The sequence below is a fragment of the Polynucleobacter necessarius genome (assembly GCF_900095175.1).
In the GTDB taxonomy this organism is placed as follows: domain Bacteria; phylum Pseudomonadota; class Gammaproteobacteria; order Burkholderiales; family Burkholderiaceae; genus Polynucleobacter; species Polynucleobacter necessarius_I.
The window spans coordinates 403,011-423,950 of sequence record NZ_LT606946.1 but is presented as its reverse complement, the minus strand read 5'-3'; the positions used below and the strand labels follow the sequence as shown (position 1 = coordinate 423,950).

The window sequence follows — 20,940 nt, the reverse complement described above, 5'->3', positions numbered from 1 at the left end:
TTTGATCGATCCGTACATAGATCTCTTGATTGGCATCAACAATATTTAAATCGATACCTAGGGCTTTCACTAATCTAATTAGTAGTAACCCTAGTAAAAATTTTGCAGAGAAATTCTTACCTAAACCGGTCTAAAAGCTTCTTGCTGATTTTATCGAGCTTGGTGGAATCTGGGATCAAGAACTGCAGGCCATTAAAGTCAGCAATTAGCAGTGTATTTCCGGCAATACGGCGAATATCTTCCTCGCCTTTAAGACGAATTCTGGTGAGCCCTCGGTCGGTTTCGATATCCCAAAGACTCGGAGTTGCAAAAGTGGATACCTTGGTGATCTTTTTAATCACGGGCATGAACTCACGAGCTGCCAACTCTTCTTTAATGAGAGCCAACTCATCCTCAGGAATGGTTTTGACTTCATCAAACCAGCACAACTCTTTACCAAATTGGTTCATGATGGAGATTCCAGCCTCTGGCTGTGTAATCGGAAACGCTCTTACTGGATAGACGCCAATATGCTCGATACCATCAGTATTAGTCAATACGAGACGCCCCAGGGCATCACGCTCTAGGCATGTAACTTTTGATGATGGCTCATACACCACCCCCAGTTTCCTTGGCAATAAGCTGAAGACGCTCTTCGTCTCTTTCATTCTCATCAATACTCTCGCCAATCGCGCCACCCTCAACGAATTCGGCAGCATGGCGAAGTTGCGCTTGATACAAGGCGTAATACGCGCCCTGTGCATCCATCAACTGATCATGTGAACCAATCTCCACAATCTCCCCCCTTATCGAGCACAACCAAGCGGTCAGCTTTTCGAAGAGTAGAGAGGCGGTGTGCAATCGCAATCGTTGTACGACCTTTAACCAAGTTATCAAGGGCGCGCTGAATTTCTTTTTCAGTTGTAGTGTCTACCGATGAAGTTGCTTCATCCAAAATCAAAATGCTTGGATTAATTAAGAGCGCACGCGCAATCGAGATACGTTGACGCTCTCCACCAGAAAGAGATTGGCCGCGCTCACCTACTAAGGAGTCGTAACCCAACGGTAAGCGCAAAATAAATTCGTGAGCATGTGCAGCGCGCGCCGCTTCAATAATTTCTTCGCGCGTAGCATTCGGTTTTCCGTACGCAATATTTTCTGCAATCGTGCCAAAGAATAAAAACGGTTCTTGCAGCATCAAACCAATACGCTTGCGATAGTCAGCAATTCCGATGCTGCGAATATCGCGCCCGTCTAATGTTATGGCACCTGAACTCACATCATAGAAGCGACAAATCAAATTCACTAGCGTGCTCTTACCTGAACCGCTATGTCCCACTAAGCCAATCATTTCTCCAGGGGCAATATCCAGATCAATCCCTTTGGAGACGGCCCGGTTTCCATAGCGGAAACCCACGCCCCGTAAGGAGATTTGGCCTTTAACTTCAACCAATGGCGCTGGATTGATTGGCTCAGGAACACTAGAAACATGGTCCAAGATATCAAAAATACGTTTGGCACCAGCAGCAGCTTTTTGGGTATGAGAAACAATGCGACTCATGGAATCTAATCGAATGTAGAAGCGCCCGATGTAAGCTAAGAAAGCAATCAACACGCCTACCGTAACCTTTTGATGTGCCACCTGCCAAATACCAAAACCCCATACCACCAAGAGGCCAGTTTCAGTTAATAACGTAACTGTTGGAGAAAACAAACCCCACACTCGATTGACACGATCATTAATTTGTAAATTGTGTTTATTGGAATCTACAAAACGTTTGAGCTCGCGATCTTCTTGAGCAAAAGCTTTGACAACCCGAATACCTGGAATCGTATCGGCCAAAATATTAGTCACCTCAGACCAAATACGATCGATCTTTTCAAAACCAAAACGCAGCTTATCTCGGACCACATGAATCATCCACGCAATGAATGGCAATGGTGCGAGAGTTACCAATGCTAGCAAGGGATCAATCGAAACCAAAATTGCTGCCGTCATCGTGATCATGATCACATCAGTCGCAAAATCCAAGGCATACAAAGATAAAAATACGCAGATGCGATCTGTCTCAGCGCCAATACGCGCAATCAAGTCACCAGTTCTTTTGCCACCGAAATACTCCAAAGACAATTTCAGTAAATGTTCAAAAGTGGTATTGCGCAAATCTGCACCAATACGCTCACTCACCAATGCAAGAAGGTAGGTTTTCCACCAGCCCAAGCCCCAGGCAACGATCGCTGCCGCAAATAAAGCGAGGAGATATTTGCTAGCTAAATTGAAGTCAATCGAATTAGCTTTTTCATATGGAATCAAGACGTGATCCATTAAAGGCATCGTCAAATATGGCGGGATCAAAGTAGCGCCAGTTGAGAACAAAGTCAGAACAAAGCCTAGTAACAGCTCTTTCTTATAAGATCGCGCAAAACGCCACAACTTAAATAAGGTCAAGGTAGATGGTGGAGCATCATCCTCTGGATTGCAGGAGGGGCAAGCCTCGGAATTAGCAGACTTGGGGCTCAAGCAGACTGGGCAAACTTGTTTATCGTATTCAGAAGCCTCAGACTCCTTCACTGTCTGCGTACCACTGACTAATTGCTTATAGGCGCCCTGAAGGCGCAATATTTGAGGATTAACCGCCAACGTAAAGCGCCAAAGCCTGAGCAAACTGACCTCAGACTCCAATTTCAGGTAACCGACTCCAGCATGATCTCCCTGAAAAAGATGGGCTCCAGAGCTAATAGGCCAGAATTCTGAGTGGGTGCCATCCGTCCAAAATAGCCCTGATGGGATTATGCAAAGTAGGCTTTTTGCAAAGCGCATAGCATCATCAAGGTCCAGCTCGACCCATGCCAGTATGGAATCTAGCCCATTTACCGGGGACTGATCGGCCTCTAATGCAAGCAACCCAGTGAATGGGTGCAGGGGGCACGGATGGAGAAATATCGAGCTTCATTAGCCCTAAAAGTATAGTGGAGCCAGGTTTTGAAGATTTAATGATGCTGTTAACTTTCAGGGGTAGAAAGCCCGTTAAATTATCGAAATAGTCTTTTTTATATATTTTTGCTAATTTTGTGGATTTTGAATAATTACTAGAACCAGAGAGATAGTCTGAGACATCCTCGCCCTCACCTTCTGATGCGGCGCTGAGATTCCCCATTCCACACATGCCCCAATTACTAGATAAAACCATTGAAATCCTGAGCCACCGACATCTGCGTGGCCCCAATATGTGGAGCTACAACCCCGCGCTGGAGGTTTTGATCGACATTGGCGACTTGGAAGACTATCCATCTGACTTAATTCCTGGTTTCTATGATCGTCTTTGCAAATGCCTTCCAAGTCTGCATGAACATCGTTGTAGCTACGGCGAGCCTGATGGGTTTTTAAAACGGGTTGAAGAAGGCACCTGGCCAGGATACATTCTCGAGCACCTCACCATTGAGCTGCAAAATTTAGCCGGAATTGCCGGTGGCTTTGGCAGAGCTCGTGATGGTGGTCGCCGTGGCGTTTACAAAGTTATTGTGAGTGCTATTGAAGAAGCTGTGACATTGCAAGCGTTTAAGTTTGCGCGTGACCTTCTCCTCACCTTAATTCAAGATAATGGCGATGCCATTGCTCAACGAGAGCAGATCATTGAAGAACTTCGTGATTTAAGTGATGATCTTTGTCTTGGTCCCAGCACAGCCTGTATTGTCAACGCAGCTACCGTCCGAGAAATTCCTTACATCAGGCTATCCAGTGGCAATTTGGTTCAGCTCGGATATGGCTCCAAGCAACGACGTATTTGGACAGCAGAAACTGATCAAACTAGCGCCATCGCAGAAACTATCTCGCGTGATAAAGACCTAACTAAGAGCTTGCTCGCAAGCGCAGGTGTTCCAATCCCTGAAGGTAGAGTTGTTACAAGTGCTGATGATGCTTGGGAAGCCGCACAAGATATTGGCTTACCAGTGGTTGTGAAGCCGATTGATGGTAATCATGGTCGTGGCGTATTTATCAACCTCTATACCCAACAAGAAATTGAAGCAGCCTATGCTGTAGCCATCAATGAAGGTAGTGAGGTTTTGGTTGAGCGCCACATCATTGGCGATGAACATCGTTTGTTAGTCGTCGGCAATAAAGTAGTGGCAGTTGCGAAAAGTGAAACAGTTTGGATCACCGGTGATGGCAAGCACACCGTTCTTGAACTCATTCAAATTCAGATTAATTCTGATCCACGTCGTGGCACGACTGAAGAATGCCCTCTTAATCCAGTTCGGATCGATTCAGCAGTTGAGTTAGAGTTGGCTCGCCAAAAGCTGACTGGTGAAAGCATTCCAGGGGTTGATCATAAAGTATTGATTCAAAGTAATGGCAATGTGGCATTTGATGTGACCGACTTAGTTCACCCTGAAGTAGCCCACCAAGTAGCATTAGCTGCACGCGTTGTTGGGCTTGAAATTGCGGGAATTGACCTCGTAGCTCAAGATATCAGCAAGCCACTAGAGTCGCAAAACGCGGCCATTGTTGAAGTGAATGCAGGTCCTGGCTTATTGATGCACTTAAAACCTGCTAGCGGCACTCCACAACCTGTTGGCGAAGAAATTGCAAATCATCTCTTTCCTCCAGGCTACGATTTCAGAATTCCAATTGTTGGCGTTAGCGGGAATTCCGGAAGAACGATCGCCGCCGAAATGATTGCCCACTTCACTAGATTGACGAACGTGCATGTTGAACTCTCCACTAGCAATGGCCTTTATTTTGGCAATCGCACCATCAAACAAACCTCTTCTTCCCACTGGGAAAACGCACGACGCACCCTTCAAAATAGAGCGATTGAAGTTGCTGTTCTTGAGAATGACAATGCATCACTGTTGCTAGAGGGCCTGGCATACGATCAATGTCAAGTTGGTGTCGTACTCAATATTGATTCACTCAAGCTCTTTCCTGAACATAACATCAGCGAAGAAGATCAATTATTTAACGTAGTGCGCACTCAGGTTGATGTTGTATTACCTACCGGCACCAGCGTATTAAATGCAGACGATCCAATGATTGTCAAAATGGCTGAACTCAGCAAGGGTGAGGTAATGTACTTCTCTCAAGAGCTGGACTCCCCTGTAGTGACCGCCCATCAAGAAAAAGATGGTCGATCAATTATTGTGAGCCCATCTGGCATTACGCTCAAGCAAGGTAAAGTAGACAGGTTAGTGATTCCAATTCCTTCATCAGTCAAAGAGGCATCCCTTGAATGGGCGCCACACTTAAGTCTTGCAGCAGCTATTGGTGCAGCCTGGGCTTTGGATATTCCGTTCAACGTTATCGAAGCTGGAGTTGAAACATTTGTTTCTAGCTCCAATATTCCACCAGAGGCTTAATTGGAAATCACCCGTATTCGTATGTTGCGCGGCCCAAATTTATGGAGCTGCCATAACGCACTAGAGGCCATTGTTTCTTGCGATGAAACAGAACGATCCATCGATTCAATTCCCCGCTTTGAAATCAAGATTCGCGAACGCTTTCCTCAATTAGGCAGCATGCGCCGTGGCGGTCATAATGAAATTCTCTCTCTGGCACATGCTTTAGAGCATGCTGCTTTAGGCCTTCAATCTCAAGCAGACTGCCCAGTCACCTTCAGCCGCACAGTACAAACAGTTGACGTCGGCGTCTATCAAGTCGTTGCGGAATATACCGAAGAAGTTGTTGGACGCATGGCATTTGATTTTGCTTTTGGACTTATTCAAGCAACCCTGAGTGATGTGCCATTTGATTTGGCTGCGGCCCTCTCAGAATTAGAGGCTTTGTATGAGGATGTTCGCCTAGGACCCAGCACTGGCTCTATCGTAGACGCTGCCGTACAAAGAAATATTCCCTACCGCCGCATGACTGAAGGCAGCATGGTTCAGTTTGGCTGGGGTAGCAAGCAAACCGTATTCGGGCAGCAGAAACTAGCGATACCAGTGCAATTGCAGAGGCGATTGCACAAGATAAAGAGCTCACTAAAAACTTATTGGCAGCTGCGGGAGTTTCTGTTCCCACTGGTGAAGTGGTTACTACTGCAGATGATGCATGGCGCGCTGCCCAAAAGATTGGCGGCCCCATTGTTCTAAAGCCCAAAGATGGAAATCAAGGCAAAGGTGTTGTTGCCAATATTCAAACTGAAGCAGAAATTCGTGCTGGCTTTGTAGTTACCCAAGCTTTTGGACGTCAAACCATTGTCGAGCGCCATCTCCCTGGTGCTGACTATCGCCTACTTGTTGTAGGCAATCGCCTCTCCGCTGCAGCACGCCGAGAACCGGCTCAAGTGGTTGGCGATGGTAAACATACCGTTTCTGAGTTAGTCGAATTAGAAAACAGAAATCCATTGCGTGGCGATGGTCATGCAACCGCTTTAACCAAGATTCGTTTTGATGACATCGCGCTTGCACATCTAGCTAGCAATGGCTTAAGCCCACAATATGTTCCCAAAACTGGTGAGCGCGTTTTACTTCGCAATAACGCCAACCTCAGCACCGGCGGTACTGCCACTGATGTGACTGATGATGTACATCCAAATGTAGCTGCGAGTGCAATTGCTGCTGCCCAAATGATTGGATTGGATATTGCTGGTGTCGATGTCTTGTGCGAGGCGATTTATAAGCCTCTAGAGCCTCAGGGCGGTGGCATTGTTGAAGTCAATGCGGCGCCCGGTTTGCGGATGCTGCCGTATTGGAAACCGCTCGCGGTGGTATGTTGCGAGAAGGTCTTGGCTTTGACCGTTGTGAGGTTGCCGTTGTGACCAATATCGGCGAAGGTGACCACCTGGGTCTGAACTACATCACCAGCGTAGAGGATCTAGCAATTCTGAAGCGAGTCATTGTTCAGAACGTTGCCCCTACTGGCGCTGCAGTTCTCAATGCAACAGATCCTATTGTGGCTAGGATGGGTAATTTCTGCACCGGTCGAGTGATCTTCTTTTCTCAGAACCAACATCACCCCGTCATTGCAGCCCATCGCGCCAAAAACAAAAAAGTGATTTATTTTGATGGCACCCACATCATCCGCTCCAAAGGGGAGCGTGTACTTTTCCGCTATCTAGTAAGTGAAATTCCGCTGACTCAAAATGGTGTATTAGGCTTCCAAATTGAAAATGTGATGGCATCAATTGGTGCAGCCTGGGCCCTAGGCTTGGATGCGGAAACAGTGGCTCGCGGCCTTCATTCTTTTGAAAGCTCGGCTAATGCAGTGCTTGGACGCTTTAATCAATTCCAACATAAAGGCGCCACGGTGATTGCTGACTATGGTCACAATCCAGACGTCATGCGCGCTCTAGCCAGCGCCATCGAGGCAATGAAACCAAAAAAGAGTCACGTCGTTATCAGTGGTGCCGAGGATCGTCGGGATGAAGATATTCGTGACCTGACTCGCATTCTTGGTAATAGCTTTGACAATGTCATTCTTTATCAAGATCAGTGTCAACGCGGGCGCGAGGATGGTGAAGTCTTAAAGCTGCTACAAGAAGGTTTAGTAGGCACCAAGAAAGCCAAACAAGTTAAAGAAATTACCGGTGAATTCCTCGCTATTGATACTGCACTTGATGATTTATCTGCTGGTGATATTTGCCTAATCCTCATTGATCAAGTGGAAGAATCTCTGGCTTACCTCAAAGAGAAAGTTCAACCTTAATCAAGACTTACTTTTGAGCCCCCAACAAAAAGCCCAATCACTGATTGGGCTTTTTAATTGATCAACTTAAGAGTTTGGGCAGTTGGTTATGCCTGAGAGTGATAGTGTTGGAGTCGCTCAATCTCCTCCTTGGAACCCAGCATGACAGAAACGCGCTCATGCAGTTCAGTGGGGACCATATCCATAATGAGTTGCTCACCATTGGTCGATGCACCTCCAGCCTGCTCTACTAAGAAGCTCATCGGATTTGCTTCATACATCAGGCGTAGCTTGCCTGGCTTGTGGGGTTCACGTTGATCCCATGGATACATAAAGATGCCCCCACGCGATAAGACACGATGCACATCCGCAACCATAGATGCGATCCAGCGCATATTGAAGTCTTTGTCACGCTCACCACTGACACCAGCCAAGCACTCATCAACGTAGCGACGCACAGGCTCAGCCCAGTGACGCATATTAGACATATTGATCGCAAACTCTTTGGTGGAATGCGCAATCTCCACCGCATGTTTAATTAAGACAAATTCTCCGGTCACCTTATTCAAGGTAAACATCACTACGCCATCACCCAAAGTTAATGCCATCGTGGTTTGCGGTCCGTAGACAACGTAACCCGCAGCAACTTGGTGACGACCTGACAATAAAAAATCCTCTGTCTGCAATGGCGCCGCAGGATCTTGCTTTTTCAGCACAGAGAAAATAGTTCCGATAGAGACATTGACATCAATATTAGAAGAGCCATCTAGCGGATCAAACAACAATAAGTAGTCGCCAGTACCTTGAACTGGAAGCGGCAACTCCATTTCCTCAGAAGCCAGACCAGCGAGAGATTTGCATGCTTGCACACCATCAATCAATAAGTCGTTAGCAATGACATCGAGCTTTTGCTGAACTTCACCCTGGACATTGCCAGTACCCGCAGACCCCAACAAACCAATCAAAGCGCCTTGAGCAACTTCATGACTCAAGGTTGAGCAAGTATCGGCAACGGCCAATAATAGCTCTTGAAGACCTGCAGGTATTTCTGCATCCTTTACCTTGGCGGACGATAGATATTGCTTGAAATTGGTATTAAAAGTACTTGAAGCGCTCAAGAGGAGTTTCTCCGTAATGGGGTTTATTTCTGTATGGGCTCTATTTTGCCTTGTTCCAACTTACTTAATTGCCTAAAGCCTTAGAAACCACCTCTTTCACATCTGGAGAGAGGGTTTCGCAAGCGTCGACCTTCTGCAGGGCTGCCAGCATATGGTCTTGGTAAGGCTTGGCAAAGTGGCGCCAACGATCTAGGCCTCTTGCCAAACGAGCGGCAACCTGCGGGTTGATTGGATCTAGGGCAAGAACAGATTCCGCCCAAAATGCATACCCACTGCCATCGGTTTGATGAAAGCTGGCGGGATTATTCATACAAAATGCATGAATAACGCTGCGCACTGGGTTAGGGTTATTCATCTTGAAAGCATCATGCTCGCGCAAACGCTTGACCACATCCAAGGTGGATTCAGCATGAACTAGTGGTGGCCTACTGGATTGCAATGCAAACCACTTATCGATTACTAAAGCATCGTCAGCAAACCGGCTATAAAAATCTTCTAGGCAAGCTGCTGCGGATTTACTTCCATGAATCACTAAACCAGTCAGGGCTGCATATCGGTCAGTCATGTTGTCAGCATTCTCACATTGATTGACTGCCATGGGTGACCAGATTAATGGATCAGCTTCGAGCAACATGCTGAGCGCAAGATTCTTTAATGCGCGCTTACCAGCACTTACTGCATCAGGGTTAAATGGTCCTGGAGTCTGCATCTGCTGGTAGAGAGCGGCCCACTCAATTCTCAGCTCGCTGGCAATAGCATGGCGGAAAGCACGACGGGCAGCATAAATCTGCTGAGGATCAACGTTTGCACACTGCTCATACAAATAGGTCTCGGCGGGTAAAGTCAGCGCCAACTCTTTGAACGCAGGATCCAACTCTGGATCGGTCAAGAGTGTGCGATAAGCCTCAATCAGGGCTTTATCAGGCAAACGATTGCCTAGGATCATTTGCATGGCGAGCTTCTGACCAGCCTCCCAACGATTAAAGGCATCGTCATCACTTGAGAACATCGTTAGTAAATCAGCTTCACTCTGATCAAAATCTAAATGAATCGGTGCTGAGAAATTACGATTGATTGATAGCACTGGGCGACCCACCACCCCATCAAAAGTCCAAGTCTGCTGATCCTGAGTTAGCTCCAACAAAGTCTCCACCTGATCATCTGCAGGCGTGAGTAAGCGCATCTTCAATGGAATATGAAATGGCTTGCTATCTTTGTGCTCAATATTGACTGATGGGCTTTGCGTCAAGGTAATTTGATATTGCTTTTTATCCTCATCATAGGATTCTTCTACTTTGACTTTAGGGGTGCCTGCTTGGCTGTACCAGTTTTTAAACTGAGAGAGGTCTCGCCCGTTGGCATCTGCCATAGCAGCCAAGAAATTATCACAAGTCACCGCTTGTCCATCATGACGCTTAAAGTAAAGATCCATACCCTTTCGGAAACCCTCAACATCTAATAAGGTTTGATACATACGCACAACTTCAGCACCCTTCTCATACACAGTCACGGTATAGAAGTTATTAATCTCTTGATACTCATCTGGACGAATTGGGTGCGCCATTGGACCGGCATCTTCAGGGAATTGCAGTTGACGCAATAAACGCACGTCCTCAATACGCTTCACTGCCCTGCCGGACTCACTACCCATTTGATCAGCAGAGAACTCTTGATCACGGAATACGGTCAAACCTTCTTTAAGAGAAAGTTGAAACCAATCTCGACAGGTAACTCGATTACCAGTCCAGTTATGGAAATACTCATGAGCTACTACGCTTTCAATATTGGCGAAGTCAGCATCTGTTGCTGTCTCTGGCTGGGCAAGGACAAATTTGGTATTGAAAACATTGAGGCCCTTGTTCTCCATTGCACCCATATTGAAATCGCTTACAGCCACAATCATGAAGCGCTCAAGATCGAGTTCTAGGCCGTAACGTTTTTCATCCCAATGAATCGAAGCAATTAAAGAATCCATTGCATGACGAGTCTTTTTCAGGTCATGTGGCTCAACCCAAATTTGCAGTAGCTTCTGAGCACCACTACTGGTGGTGATAGTTTCCTCAATGCAATCCAACTTGCCAGCAACTAAGGCAAATAAGTAAGATGGCTTTGGAAATGGATCCTCCCAAACAGCGCTATGCCATCCATTCGGTAATTTTTCTGTGCTAATGAGATTGCCGTTTGACAGCAGTACTGGGCACTCTGCTTCACGCGCACGCAGTGTAACGCGATAGTGCGCCATGACGTCTGGTCTATCAAGAAAATAAGTAATCTTTCTAAAGCCCTCTGCTTCGCACTGGGTAAAGAAATTCCCATTAGAGACATACAGACCCATCAGCGAAGTATTCTTCTCAGGCACGCAGACACAAATGATTTCAACAATGAAGGTTTGTTTGCCTTCATTGGGCAATGCATGAATAGTTAATGTTTCTGGTGTCAATTCAAATTGACGATGGGCTTCACCATTAATACGCAAACTCACAAACTCCAGCTCATGGCCCTGCAATACCAAAGGCGTGCCAGCCTCATGACCAGCACCTGGCAGGACCTCTAGGCGACTCTTCACAATGGTCCTAGCGGGATCTAGAGCAATATCTAACTCAACCTGTGAAAAGGTGTAATTAGGGGCGTGGTATTCGAGCCTGCGAAAGCTCTGTGGCAAATCAGTTTTCATGGGGCAATTTTAAGCCCCGTAGACCAATTTCGCCCTAACCCCAGATGAGGGTAGCGACACCAATGGCGATGAAGGTCACAGCTGCTACTGCATGCACCCATTTAATCGGCATGCGTTTAGTGAATTTCTGGCCAATCCAAACAGCCGGAGCGTTGGCCAACATCATCCCCAAAGTGGTGCTAATGGTGACTGAGACAACATCGGAATATTTGGCGCCCAGAGCGATGGTGGCAATTTGGGTCTTATCACCCATTTCAGCCAAGAAAAAGAGTCCAACCGTGAGCATGAATACCTGCAGGGCCCTATCAGCCACTTTAGATCCAGCCGCATCATCAATATGATCGGGCACCAAGAGCCAAAAGCCAATTCCCAAAAAGCTCAAACCTAAAATCCATTTAAGGATATCTGGACTCATAAAGGTAGTGAGCCAATGCCCTAGCAACGCTGCGCAAGCATGGTTAGCAATTGTCGCAATCAATATCCCACCAATAATGGCGAGAGCCTGTTTTGGGTAACGGGCAGCCAACATCAAGGAAAGCAATTGGGTTTTGTCGCCCATCTCAGCCAGAGCGACCACGCCAGTAGAAAGAGTTAATGCAGATAAGTCCATGCATTGAATGATAGAGGAAAGCTTGGGAGCCAAAGCCCCCAAACCATTCCACACCTGCGACTTCGAGGAAACTGCTATGTAGCCAACAACTCTTCTGCGGATACAAAATCGACCTTCTGGGCTTTGGCAACTGGCTCAGAAGTAAGGCTGCCTCGATGCACACTCAAGCCATTTCGCAAATGATGATCATGAGAGAGTGCCTTCACCATACCTCGATTAGCTAAAGCTTCAATAAACGGATAAGTCGCATTGGTCAATGCAAAGGTAGAGGTTCTCGCAACTGCTCCAGGCATATTTGCTACGCAGTAATGCAGAACACCATCTACGATAAAGGTAGGATCAGCATGCGTAGTGGGCTTGGATGTTTCAAAGCAGCCGCCTTGATCGATTGCGACATCCACCACCACTGCACCCGCCTTCATTTTTCGAACCATTTCTCTTGTCACCAGCTTTGGTGCAGCAGCACCAGGTAGCAAGACGGCACCGATCACAACATCCGCCTCACAAACTTCCAGCTCAACCAAGAGTGGGTCAGCATAGAAGGTTCTCACGCGATTGCCGTAGAGCATGTCAATCTGCCTTAAGCAGTCGATATTGCGATCGAAAATACAAACATCGGCACCCATACCTACTGCCATTTGCAAAGCATTACGCCCCACTACGCCCGCACCCAATATCACGACTTTTGCTGGTGCAACTCCTGGCACACCCGCCATCAAGATACCCAAGCCTCCATTTGTTTTCTCAAGATGGATGGCTGCCGCTTGGATAGACATCCTGCCCGCAACTTCACTCATGGGCGCTAAAAGAGGCAGAGCACCATTACATGAAGTAACGGTTTCATAAGCGATACAGCTTGCACCTCAGCAGCACTGTTGATCAAGGTGGCACCAGATAGGCGATAGGACTCATCGCTCAAGCCAATTTGCTCACCAGCTCCACGCTGCACCAGGACAGAATGGCCCTGCTTACATAAACCCCTGACATTACCCGGAGTTAAGCCAACACGAAATTCATTATTTTTTACTTCTTGAGGTACGCCAACAATCATTTCAATCTCCTTATTTGAATTCACGACTCAGTTTTGTTTTGCGATGTAAGCCAACGATGTAGAACATGGCGAGATACACACCTAATAGACACGGACCCAATACCAAAGCAACCCGTGCATTCTCATGAAAGCCCATCAACACCACTGCCAAAGTAATAAATGCCAATGCAAACCACGAGGAATAGGGCCACCAAGGCGTGCGATATGCCAGCTCGGCAACCTTAGGTTGAGTAAGTGATCGACGAAATTGAATTTGGGTGAGCAAGATTGCAATCCACACCATCAATCCAACAAAGGTAACTGCAGCCATAACGTACTGAAACGCTTTATCTGGAACAAAGTAGTTCAACACCACCCCAGTCATACAAACCGCTACCGTTGCCATCACCGCTCGATGCGGAACGCCGTACTTAGATAGCTTGGCAAATGGGGAAGGCGCATAGCCATTAACTGAGAGCGCGTACAAGAGTCGCCCACCGCTAAATATGCCAGCATTGCAGGACGACAAAGCAGCAGTAATGACTACGAAATTAATGATGCCAGCAGCTTCGCGTAATCCAATCCGCTCAAACATCACCACGAATGGACTTCCTTGTTGCTCAACTTCATTCCAAGGGAAGATGGCCAAGATGACAAGAATTGCACCCATGTAAAAAATCAAGATGCGCCATGCTAATGAATCAATTGCCATCGGTATGGTTTTGTGTGGATTCTCAGCCTCACCAGCAGATAACCCAATCATCTCAATACCGACATATGCAAATAAGACCATCTGCAGGGAAAGCAACGTGCCGCCAACACCATTAGGGAAGAAGCCACCGTGCTGCCAAAGGTTGCTGAAGCCAATCGGATTCCAGTCATTGGTAAAACCAAAGAAGATGACTGAGCTTCCCAAGGCAATCATGGCCACAATAGCAACCACTTTGATGAGAGCAAACCAAAACTCAAACTCACCAAAAACTTTTACGACAATGAGATTGATTAAACCCATCATCAAGATGGAGGACAAAGCCCAGATCCACTGAGGTACATCTGGAAACCAAATGCCCATATAAATACCAACAGCAGTGACTTCAGCTATTCCAACAACGATCCAGTAAGTCCAGTAACCCCACCCGACCATATAACCCGCCAGCGGCCCTACATAGGTATTGGCATATGCAGCAAACGAACCTGCAACAGGTTCATGTACTGCCATCTCACCCAAGGCGCGAAGCACGATGAAGGCAACGGTGCCGGCAAGCAAATATCCTAGCAAGATGGAAGGTCCTGCGATTTGAATTGCACTTGCCGAGCCCAGAAATAATCCAACGCCGATAGTGGAACCCAAAGCCATCAGACGAATGTGCCTGACTTTGAGGTGGCGCTGTAAACCAGTTTGTTCAGTCTGCAAAAGAGACCTCCTTTCGATTTGTCGATGGTAAATCACCAACGAGGCAAAGTCTAGGGAGGACTCAGCTTCTGCACTAGAGGATAAAAGTGCGTAAAGTGCTTAAACAATTAAATATGGTGCGAAAAAAATCACCAGGCAAAGAGGATGCAGGCTTGCTGAGGAAATAATAAATTTTGGATGACATCAGAATCCGTAATTTCCTACAGGGATTCCCCTTAAGGATTTATGGATGGATTTGAAAAAACCTACTGAGCAGCAATGAGATTTAAGACTTCAGCAGCCGCGGCTAAACCACATGCCGCCGTCACCATCACTGTTGACCCATAACCAGAACATGCAAGGCCTCCACTAGCAACACCTGCACGAGGCTCGTGAGAATAGATCGTGCGAATACCAATTTTTCTTTTCAGATTTCTAGAAAATCCATGGTCCTGTCTGAGACCCTGACGTACCTTTGCCAATAAAGCATCTTGCTCGGTTCTAGACAGGTCATCACAACGCACAGAAGTAGGATCTGATTTTCCGCCAGCTGCACCACACATGACTAGAGCGCGCTGATGTTTGTTAGCCCAAACCGCTAAAGCAATTTTAGTTTGCACTGAATCGGTTGCATCTAAAACAATCGCACCTTCGGGAATCAAGGTATCTAAATTTTCTGGCTCCAAAAATGCATCATGGCTAGTGAGACTGATTTCAGGATTAATTTGGCGAATGCGATCGGTCATCGCTTGTACCTTAGCTTTGCCATACTCACCCTCAAGAGCGTGTAGCTGACGATTGGTATTGCTTTCGGCAATGTGATCAAAATCGATCAAGACCAGATGTCCAATAGCAGTGCGTGCCAGAGCTTCAGCAGCCCATGAACCCACTCCACCCAATCCAGCTACAACAACAGTGGCATGACGAAAACGCTCACGCAGCTCTGGGCCGTATAGCCGAGCTACACCACCAAAGCGTCGATCTCCCACACTGTCTTCTAACTTGTCTTCTGCCATAGCTTCTCTTTATACTGAAAAAATGGACTCCATCGCTCAACTCCGCAAAAACTATACCTTTGGTCAACTTTCAGAGACTGAAGTTCCGCCCAATCCGCTGAGCTTATTTCAGCTTTGGTTTGATCAGGCCATTAAAGCGGAATGTCCCGAACCAAACTCGATGACTTTGGCAACTGCAGACGCAGCAGGCAATCCATCAGCCCGTATTGTCTTACTAAAAGGCGCGAATGAGGCTGGCTTTACCTTCTTCACCAATTACGAGAGTCAAAAAGGTAAGGACTTAGCCATTCGACCGCAAGCTGCTTTGCTATTTCATTGGCATGAGCTAGAGCGTCAAGTTCGGATTAAAGGGATAGTTGAGCGCGTCAGCCCTGCTGAGAGCGATGAATACTTTCACTCCCGCCCAGCAGCCTCCCGAATTGGGGCATGGGCATCACCTCAAAGCGCTGAAATTCCGAATCGAGAATTTCTTGAAGAAGCTGAAAAGCGCTTCGCAGCCGACTTTGGAGATAAACCGCCTAGACCCGATCATTGGGGTGGATATCGCCTACACCCCACTGAAATTGAATTCTGGCAAGGTCGACCCTCACGACTACATGACCGCATTCACTATCAATTGGATAGGGGCCACTGGCGCATTTCTCGCCTAGCACCTTAATCAACTCTAACGAAACTCTGGCGCAATCAGAGATTGAAACTTTGCTCTAAATTTTGCTAGCTTAGGAGCAACGACTGCCATACAGTAACCCTGGCCTGGATGCCGACGGAAATAATCCTGGTGATAATCCTCGGCTGGATAAATAACCGGGACTAAATTAATCTGGGTTACCACTGGACTGGAATAAATCTTCGTAGCCTCCAGCTCTTTGACCACCCCACAATTTCAGCGTGGCCAGTTTGGCCCGAGCAAACGGATTCATAGTCGGGATTGGCCATTGTCCCTCCTGCGTACCCTGAAACAACCGCACTGACGCCTAAGATTTGCTGGTAAACCGCTTCCAAGCGCCAGAAACAGCCGCCCCCCAAAGTGGCGCGCTCAAGATTTGGGTGGTTTTTGAGGATAGTTTCATTCATACCTTTATCCTAATGCCTTATTCAATCGATTGCTTGCTCTATATAAACCTCATGTCCATAAATCGCTTCACACTCCAATTAGATGAAATCAAGGCAGCATATGCTGCAGAACCAAACCCTACATTGGAGGTTCGGCTTGAGCGTATCGGTCGCATTGAGAAAATGATTGCCGCCAATGAAGAAAAAATCTGCAAAGTCTTAACTGCAGATTTTGGCACCCGTCACTCGATTGAAAGTCGGCTCCTAGAATTTCAGATGGTTTATCAGGCATGCAAACATGTCCACAAACATCTCAAAGAGTGGATGAAACCGCAACTAGTCTCAACACCAGGATTCTTAGGCTCATCTCACGCTTGGACACAAATGCAATCCATGGGCGTCGTCGGCATCATGAGTCCTTGGAATTACCCAGTTCAGCTAGCACTGGTTCCAGCTATTGCCGCCTTTGCGGCAGGTAATCGCGTTTGGCTCAAATCCTCAGAAAGAAGTTCACGCACCTCTGGATTCTTAGCAACATTGATTCAAGAATATTTTCACCCAAGTGAATTTTGTGTCACCGTTGGTGGCACTGAAGTTGCAGAATCTTTTGCAGCCCTGCCATTTGATCACCTCTTCTTTACTGGCTCGAGCGACATTGGCAAAAAAGTGATGCGTGCTGCCGCAGACCATCTGACCTCGATCACGCTTGAGTTGGGTGGCAAATCGCCAGCGATTGTTGACCCATCCGCCAAACTCAAGGATGCAGCTGCAAGCATTATTTATGGCAAATTAGTGAATGGTGGTCAAACCTGTATTGCCCCGGATTACGCCATAGTTCACGCAAGCGATTGCGATGTGTTTATTCAAGGATTGCAAAGCGCTGCCCAAGAACAACTCTCCAATCCGGAAGAATTCACAGGCGCAATTGATGATCATCAGTTAACGCGTTGGCATCAACTGGTTCAAGATGCATCGGATCGTGGTGCACAAATAATCCCCTTGATCCCTCCCGCTGATAATACTGAACTTGCATTCATACCCGTGGCACTTCTGAATGTTTCTGAGGATGCGCTCGTTATGCAAGAAGAAGTATTTGGACCCATTCTTCCAATCGTCGCTATCAATGATGTTGATTCCACGATTCGCTATATCAATGAACGCCAAAATCCGTTGGCCCTGTACTGGTTTGGGAAAGATAAGGTGGTAATGCAGCGTATTCTGAATGAAACTCGCTCTGGTGGCGTGACAATCAATGACACCCTCTTACATGCAGCAATAGAGGATTTACCTTTTGGCGGTATCGGCACAAGCGGAATGGGTGCATATCATGGCAAAGCAGGTTTTGAAGCATTCAGTCATCGCAAATCCATCTTAGAGGTTCGTGGTTTCTTGGGCCTCAGTTTCTTACGTGGCACTAAGTTGGCAAGACCGCCCTACCGCACAGGTGTTGAGCGCTTGTTACGTTGGCTCAAATAAATGCTATCGATTGGTATGGCGCTAGAGTAACAATTTCGCAGCAAATCCGACTAAAAGCATTCCAACTACAAGCCAAAGAATCGCAGCATAGCGAGAGTGCTTCTTAAAGAAGCCAAGAAAATACTGGCCTAAAAATATTAGGCCAGCTAAGTAAGTCATGCTCACTAGCTGGAGCACAACAGCAAGATATAAAAAAGTATGAACGGGTTGCGCATACCCGGGCTGAATAAACTGCGCAAAAAATGAAACAAAGAAAAAGATCGCTTTAGGATTGGTTAAGGACAATGTCAGAGAAGCTATTAAGGGATGTAACGTATTTAAATAATGAGCCCCGCCATTTTCTGTAGCAACCGTTTGATCTCCACGCCAACGTCTCATTCCATCCCGTATAAATCCATAACCCATCCATGCCAAATAAGCGGCGCCCAGCATGCGTATGAAGTTAAATGTTGATGGCGATGAGTTCAGTAAAGTAGCCGCGCCTAGGGCAACACCGATCATCAGGATGGCATCACCAATAAAGATTCCGAGCGATGCCCAAGCCCCTGCACGTCAGCCCTTAAGAGAAGCAATCGTTAATACATAAAGAGAATTTGGGCCAGGGAATAGGATGGTAAAAATCACTCCCAACAAATATGTGGGGAAGTCAACGATGCCGACACTTGAAGGTGAAATGAACCAATCCATCACCCCATCATAATTAAATTCGGGAAAACCCTTGTAATTCACTTCTCAAAATGCCACAATAAAAAGATTTTTAAAGCAATTTAATTCATCGTCCCCCAGCTATATTTCAGCGTACCGTTTAGAAGTCATAAACACCAAAGTAAAAAAACGCGCTGCCGCCTGTCTGATGGTCGATGCCTTTGACCATCACACTCAAAAAAACAAAGAGTGTATACACGGAGACATCCCTTAAAAGGGATGTGTAATAGCATGACTTTTTCTAAAGAAACTAATCTCGCTGGAAATGATTTCCGGAATTTCGCCCTCGCGGCGCCACTCCTTAAAAACGTTGCTGAACTGGGTTACACCCAAGCTACTGAAGTGCAAGCTCAGGTTATTCCTGCTGCTCTCGCTGGTGGTGACTTATTGTTCAGCAGCCAAACTGGTAGCGGTAAAACCGCAGCCTTCTTATTGCCTTTGATTAATCAATTGATCGAAGACAACCCAAACGGCTCACCCGTACCAGGCCGCGCACAACCTAAAGTGTTAGTGCTCTGCCCTACTCGTGAATTAGCTCAACAGGTTGCCGCAGATGCAGTGAACTTAGTTCGCGGCATGAAAGGCATCCGTATTGCAACCATCATGGGTGGCATGCCTTACGGCAAGCAAATCCAGGCCCTCAAAGGCGCATTGTTAGTTGTCGCAACTCCTGGTCGCTTACTCGATCTGACCGATAGCAAAGCAATTCGCTTAGATGATGTCAAACAACTCGTTATTGACGAAGCCGATCGCATGCTCGACATGGGATTTGTTGATGATCTCGAGGCGATTGATAAGCGTTGTGCTGGTCGCACCCAAACTTTGATGTTCTCTGCAACTTTTGCACCAAAGATTATGTCTTTGGCTAATGAGTTGACTACCAACGCTAAACGTATTGAGCTTGCTCATGCTGGCGAAAAGCACGCGAACATTGAACAGAAGCTGCACTGGGCTGACAGCATGTCACACAAGCATAAATTGCTTGAGCACATTTTGGCTGACGCCTCTTTGGATCAAGCGGTGGTGTTTGCAAGCACTCAAGTTGAAAGTGAAAAAATTGCTGACACCTTACGTGCCAATGGTTACGAAGCTAGCGCCCTACACGGTGCAATGCCTCAAGCTGTTCGTATGCGCCGTCTTGAGTCTTTGCGTAAAGGTCACACCAAGATTTTGGTTGCGACTGACGTAGCAGCTCGCGGTATTGATGTGCCACGTATTAGTCACGTGATTAACTTTGGCTTGCCAATGAAACCAGAAGACTATACGCATCGCATCGGTCGTACTGGTCGTGCGGGTCGCAATGGTGTAGCTATCACTTTGGTTGAACATCGTGATCGCGCCAAGATTCGTAATATCGAACGCTTTACACAGCAAGACATCGTTGCTTCAGTCATTGCCGGCCTTGAGCCACAAGCTAAGCCTAGCTTTGGTGGTGGCGGTGGTCGCCCAGGCGGCGGTCGTTCTGGTGGCGGCTCTGGCGGTGGTGGCCGCTCTGGTGGTGGTGGCCGTTATGGTTCTGGCGCTCGCTCAGAGTCTCGTTCTGGTGGCGGAAGCGGTGGTAATCGCTCAGGCAATCATTTCGAATCTCGCTCTAGCGACTCCCGTCCATCCGGTGATTCACGTCCTGCTGGTGGTAATCGTTTTGCTGATTCACGCCCTGCGCGTTCTGCTGACTCACGTCCAGCACGCTCTGGAGATTCACGTCCATCCGCCGGTCCACGTTTTGCTAAACTAAAATCTGGCGGTCAGCGTAGAAACTTTAGCGGTAGCTAAATATGATTCACCGTCGTCGTCTCCGTTCTGCATGGAATCGAGTCGATTCCGGTGAGTTGCATCAAGCGCCACGAAAGTGGCAGTCTTGGTTGAGTGATACCGGTTCTTTAACCCAGAAAATTGAACGTGCAATTGGACAGAAACTAGAGGTAGTAGTTCTGCGAGATTGCCGACAAAACCTAAATAGCGACGAGAATCGCTATTTTCATTTCAAGATCAAACGTTGTCGTATCCGAGAAGTACTGCTTTGCGCAAACGGTGTGCCACTAGTAATGGCTCACAGCATTATTCCCACCAGTAGTTCTAGTGGCAGCAATCACGAGATTTTACGTTTAGGCAAGAAACCTTTAGGAGCAGTGCTGTTTGCTAAAACGCGTATGCACTCCAAGAAAAAACCGTTGCGTGAAATTGCCCGCCTAGATAAGAAAAATGCTCTATGGAAAAATGTTTCCAGCAATACCCAGGACTTCCTTCGGTAAGCTGGGCAAG

General features: G+C 47.0%; 13 protein-coding genes and 4 pseudogenes. 7 read left to right on the top strand and 10 right to left on the bottom strand.

Going from position 1 to position 20,940, the window contains the following annotated elements; translation table 11 throughout:
- Positions 1 to 116: 116 nt before the first annotated feature.
- Together DXE44_RS02280 and DXE44_RS02275 are read right to left on the bottom strand one after the other, a co-directional pair.
- Positions 117 to 617 carry a cyanophycin metabolism-associated DUF1854 family protein gene (locus DXE44_RS02280; RefSeq protein WP_231970657.1) on the bottom strand — a complete coding sequence of 167 codons (501 nt, stop codon included), beginning with the start codon at positions 615 to 617 and terminating at the stop codon, positions 117 to 119.
- Positions 589 to 2,933, bottom strand: a pseudogene (locus DXE44_RS02275) (cyanophycin metabolism-associated ABC transporter). The gene DXE44_RS02280 and the pseudogene DXE44_RS02275 overlap by 29 nt, the downstream one beginning before the upstream one ends.
- A gap of 211 nt (positions 2,934 to 3,144) precedes the next feature.
- Here DXE44_RS02275 and DXE44_RS02270 point away from each other — a divergent pair.
- Together DXE44_RS02270 and DXE44_RS02265 are read left to right on the top strand one after the other, a co-directional pair.
- A complete protein-coding gene (locus tag DXE44_RS02270; protein ID WP_114652322.1) occupies positions 3,145 to 5,337 on the top strand; it encodes a cyanophycin synthetase in 2,193 nt (730 codons plus the stop codon).
- Positions 5,338 to 7,624: pseudogene (locus DXE44_RS02265) on the top strand (glutamate ligase domain-containing protein).
- A gap of 86 nt (positions 7,625 to 7,710) precedes the next feature.
- Here DXE44_RS02265 and DXE44_RS02260 read toward each other — a convergent pair.
- The 6 genes and pseudogenes from DXE44_RS02260 to DXE44_RS02235 all read right to left on the bottom strand — a co-directional run bounded on the left by DXE44_RS02260 (position 7,711) and on the right by DXE44_RS02235 (position 15,444).
- Positions 7,711 to 8,721 carry a class 1 fructose-bisphosphatase gene (locus DXE44_RS02260; protein ID WP_114652320.1) on the bottom strand — a complete coding sequence of 337 codons (1,011 nt, stop codon included), beginning with the start codon at positions 8,719 to 8,721 and terminating at the stop codon, positions 7,711 to 7,713.
- Positions 8,722 to 8,785: 64 nt separating this feature from the next.
- Positions 8,786 to 11,395 (bottom strand): aminopeptidase N, encoded by a 2,610-nt coding sequence (pepN, locus tag DXE44_RS02255; RefSeq protein WP_114652318.1) that lies wholly within the window; start codon positions 11,393 to 11,395, stop codon positions 8,786 to 8,788.
- A gap of 34 nt (positions 11,396 to 11,429) precedes the next feature.
- Positions 11,430 to 12,005, bottom strand: a complete 576-nt coding sequence (locus DXE44_RS02250) for a TMEM165/GDT1 family protein (RefSeq protein WP_114652316.1) — start codon at positions 12,003 to 12,005, stop codon at positions 11,430 to 11,432.
- Positions 12,006 to 12,079: 74 nt separating this feature from the next.
- Positions 12,080 to 13,056: pseudogene (locus tag DXE44_RS02245) on the bottom strand (alanine dehydrogenase).
- 10 nt (positions 13,057 to 13,066) lie between these two features.
- Positions 13,067 to 14,392, bottom strand: a complete 1,326-nt coding sequence (locus tag DXE44_RS02240) for an amino acid permease (RefSeq protein WP_269460689.1) — start codon at positions 14,390 to 14,392, stop codon at positions 13,067 to 13,069.
- 302 nt (positions 14,393 to 14,694) lie between these two features.
- Positions 14,695 to 15,444, bottom strand: a complete 750-nt coding sequence (locus DXE44_RS02235; RefSeq protein ID WP_114652303.1) for a tRNA threonylcarbamoyladenosine dehydratase — start codon at positions 15,442 to 15,444, stop codon at positions 14,695 to 14,697.
- A 22-nt stretch (positions 15,445 to 15,466) separates the two neighbouring features.
- On the opposite strand from DXE44_RS02235, the gene pdxH reads away from it, so the two are divergent.
- On the top strand, positions 15,467 to 16,102 hold the full coding sequence (pdxH, locus tag DXE44_RS02230) for a pyridoxamine 5'-phosphate oxidase (RefSeq protein ID WP_114652301.1): 636 nt from the start codon (positions 15,467 to 15,469) through the stop codon (positions 16,100 to 16,102).
- Positions 16,103 to 16,108: 6 nt separating this feature from the next.
- Here pdxH and DXE44_RS02225 read toward each other — a convergent pair.
- A pseudogene (locus DXE44_RS02225) lies at positions 16,109 to 16,518 on the bottom strand (peptide-methionine (S)-S-oxide reductase).
- 51 nt (positions 16,519 to 16,569) lie between these two features.
- On the opposite strand from DXE44_RS02225, the gene DXE44_RS02220 reads away from it, so the two are divergent.
- Complete coding sequence (locus tag DXE44_RS02220) at positions 16,570 to 17,973, top strand: coniferyl aldehyde dehydrogenase (protein ID WP_114652298.1); 1,404 nt, start codon at positions 16,570 to 16,572, stop codon at positions 17,971 to 17,973.
- Between the two features lie 21 nt (positions 17,974 to 17,994).
- Here the strand turns inward: DXE44_RS02220 and DXE44_RS02215 are convergent, their stop codons facing one another.
- On the bottom strand, positions 17,995 to 18,474 hold the full coding sequence (locus tag DXE44_RS02215) for a LysE family transporter (protein ID WP_114652295.1): 480 nt from the start codon (positions 18,472 to 18,474) through the stop codon (positions 17,995 to 17,997).
- On the opposite strand from DXE44_RS02215, the gene DXE44_RS10065 reads away from it, so the two are divergent.
- From DXE44_RS10065 to DXE44_RS02205, 3 genes are all read left to right on the top strand, one after another.
- Positions 18,404 to 18,559 (top strand): hypothetical protein, encoded by a 156-nt coding sequence (locus tag DXE44_RS10065; RefSeq protein ID WP_162785854.1) that lies wholly within the window; start codon positions 18,404 to 18,406, stop codon positions 18,557 to 18,559. The genes DXE44_RS02215 and DXE44_RS10065 overlap by 71 nt on opposite strands.
- A 350-nt stretch (positions 18,560 to 18,909) precedes the next feature.
- On the top strand, positions 18,910 to 20,451 hold the full coding sequence (locus DXE44_RS02210) for a DEAD/DEAH box helicase (protein WP_114652293.1): 1,542 nt from the start codon (positions 18,910 to 18,912) through the stop codon (positions 20,449 to 20,451).
- Positions 20,452 to 20,453: 2 nt separating this feature from the next.
- Complete coding sequence (locus DXE44_RS02205; RefSeq protein ID WP_114652292.1) at positions 20,454 to 20,930, top strand: chorismate--pyruvate lyase family protein; 477 nt, start codon at positions 20,454 to 20,456, stop codon at positions 20,928 to 20,930.
- Positions 20,931 to 20,940: the final 10 nt, after the last annotated feature.